The sequence below is a fragment of the Lysinibacillus sp. LK3 genome (assembly GCF_001043675.1).
Lineage (GTDB): Bacteria > Bacillota > Bacilli > Bacillales_A > Planococcaceae > Lysinibacillus > Lysinibacillus capsici.
The window spans coordinates 1-3,045 of sequence record NZ_LDUJ01000041.1; the positions used below are offsets into that span (position 1 = coordinate 1).

General features: G+C 32.8%; 2 protein-coding genes. One reads left to right on the top strand and one right to left on the bottom strand.

All coding sequences use genetic code 11. The annotated features are described in order from the left end of the window. Positions 1-201 precede the first annotated feature (201 nt). Positions 202-1,539 carry a helix-turn-helix domain-containing protein gene (locus VK91_RS21890; RefSeq protein WP_048395890.1) on the top strand — a complete coding sequence of 446 codons (1,338 nt, stop codon included), beginning with the start codon at positions 202-204 and terminating at the stop codon, positions 1,537-1,539. 103 nt (positions 1,540-1,642) lie between these two features. On the opposite strand, the gene VK91_RS21895 is transcribed toward VK91_RS21890, so the two are convergent. Next, positions 1,643-2,617, bottom strand: a complete 975-nt coding sequence (locus VK91_RS21895; RefSeq protein ID WP_036074906.1) for a proline dehydrogenase family protein — start codon at positions 2,615-2,617, stop codon at positions 1,643-1,645. Positions 2,618-3,045 lie beyond the last annotated feature (428 nt).

Sequence of the window (3,045 nt, forward strand, 5' to 3'; positions counted from 1 at the left end):
GTTCGTGTTTGTATGGAATCATGTCAGTTTCCTCCCAGGTATAAGTAGTGCCAAATGATTATGCACCTTTTAAGTTTGTGTTAATTATATAATGCAATATAATTTGGCATTAATCAACTCAAATTTTAAAACTTTTTTAATTTTTGCATCTGCTTTTCATATTGGTGTTAGAATAAGCTTAATGGACTACAGGAGGACAAAATGGATAACAATGTACTACTAAGTATTTATAAATACGTCATTGAAAAAGGCGATATGGGAATTTGCGTTGTAGACACAGAGGGCAAATTGCTTATATACAATAAAAAAATGAGAGAATTAGAAGGCGTTAATGAGGATGAATTTGAGGAGAGGCGAGCCTTAGAGATTATTGATTTTGAAATCGAAAAAAGCGATATTTATAAGGTCCTCAGCTCTGAAACGCCAGTGCACAATATAAAAAAAACGTATTGGAATAAAAAAAATCAAGAAGTGACCTACATAAGCAATATTTATCCGTTGCACTATGAAGGCTCTTTAATAGGCGCTGTGGAATTTGCCCGAGATATTACACAGCTTGAATACATGATGTATCAGCCATTGAGAAGGTATGGCGCTCCATTGACATTTGACATCATCACGGCTGTATCACCAGTCATGAAGGATGTCATTGAAAAAGCAAAAATTGTGGCACTAAGTAGAATGCCTGTTGTGTTAATAGGGGAATCAGGTACTGGGATTGATATGGTTGCAGAGGGAATACATCATGATCTAAAGGTACAAAATGATATGTTTATTGCTTTAATTTGCCGTCGAGATGAGAAAACGGTATTAAAACAATTTGAAAAATATATTGTGGAAAAGGAGAAAATAACCTTCTTTGCTGAGCGCATTGAATATTTATCTTTAGAAGCACAAGAAAAGATTGTTGAACTTTTTAATAATCATCCTAATCATCAGCATGTTTTAATTGCTAGTGTTGGCAAAGATCCAATTGATTTGATTCAAAAGCATGAGCTATCCAAAAAGCTTTACAGACTTTTTTCAGGTATTACGATTTATGTACCTCCTTTACGAGAAAGAAAAGAAGATATTATGCCCTTTATCGATGATTATTTCAAAAGACATCGTGATAGCTTTGGCTCATCTATTCACGGGCTTTCAGAAGAAGTACGAGATACCTTTTTAAAATATGATTGGCCAGGAAATTTAAAGGAATTAGAAGTCCTGCTGGATGAAATAACCTCATTAATCACCAATGAAACGATAGTTGAATCACATATGCTACCAGTGCATTTCAAATGGAAAATCCAAAGCTCTTGTGAGGAGACGGAAAAAGAGGTTTCTACGAGTGACTTGTTTGTCATTAAAAATCAACAGGATATTCGACCATTAGATGTCTATATGAAAGAGGTAGAGGAGTACTATATTTCGAAGGCGTTGGACTTTCATCAAGGCAATATCTCCAAAACGGCTGCTGCGTTGGGGATTCGTCGACAAAGTTTACAGTATCGAGTTAAAAACTATAAGCTCAATAAAAAAAGCGAAAACATTGATTAACAATGTTTTCGCTTTTTTGGATAGTTTCCCGAAAGTGAAGGATAGAACGATCTAACTGAAGTATAAAAACACGAAACTGATGGATAGCTTCAAGTTTGTATAATTATTTTCCTTTTTTCGAAAGGCGACCAAGTGCAAATGCTGCTGCTCCTAAGCCAATTGCCATGTTCGTTTTTTTGTTAAACACTTGTTTTGTCACAAGTGCAACATTTTGTGGACGCTCAGCTAAACGACGCATAAAGTAACCGTACCAGTCATTACCGAATGGTAGGTATGTGCAGAAATTATAACCTTCACGAGCAAGGTCTAGCTGCATTTCTTTACGGAAACCATATAGCATTTGGAATTCGAATTTTTCATTTGGAATATTATGTTGTTTCACAAATTGTTTTACATGGTTGATCACATTATGATCGTGTGTCGCAATCGAAGTAAATTTACCATGTAGCAAATGATATTCAATTAGTTTTAAGTAATTATGGTCAATATCAGTTTTAGATTGATAAGCCACATTTTCAGGTTCTTTATAAGCACCTTTTACAATACGTAAGCGGAAGTTTTTATATTTCTCAATATTTTCCTCTGATTCGAAGAAGTAAGCTTGAATAACTGTCCCTACGTTATCATACTCTTTGTGTAATTCCTCTAATAATTCAAAAGAGCTATGTAAACGCTCGTAGTTTTCCATATCGAAATTCACGAAAATATTATATTGATGTGCAAGAGCTACGATTTCTTTTAAGTTTTCATAGCAAAATGCGTAATCAATATCTAAACCTAATTGTGAAGGTTTAAGAGAGATGTGTGCATCAAGCTGTTCATCATGAATAGCTTGTACAACAGCTAAAATGTTATTTTTGGCAGCAGTTGCCTCTGATTTTTCGTAGACGAACTCGCCTAGATTATCGACTGTACAAGAAATATTGGCCTTGTTTAATTCTTTAATCGATTGCACAACTTCTGGTAAACTTGTGCCAGCAACAACACTTTGAGCACCCATTTTTAAACCATATTTTTGTGCAGCGCTGTTTAATAATTTGTTCTCTGATAAGTAAATGAAAAAGTCACGTAATACCATCATATGCCTCCAAAAATGAAAATTTTAAATTCTTGGCGATTATAACACTTTTTTTGAAAAGTAAAATGGTTTGATTTTCAGAAAAAATTTTTTCGAAGCCAGTTAGTGAGATAAAACTATTGCAGTCATTGACTTTTTCATGATAAAAATTTAAATTAAAAAATTTTTTCAAAAAAAAAGGACTTTTCAAAATAAAAGATTTGCTTTATGTTAATTAGTATATGTCTAAATTTGCGAATATGTATAATATTGGACTTTTCGAGAGTGAATTACTTGAATGGCATGATAGTATTTCAGAATTATTTATATTTTAATATAATTTATTAGTGGGTATTCTTAGAAGTGATTCTTAGATATCCGCTTTTTCATTTTTCAATTTAAATATCATATTAATAGTAGTTTATAGTAAAAAAAAACAGGGTGTATTA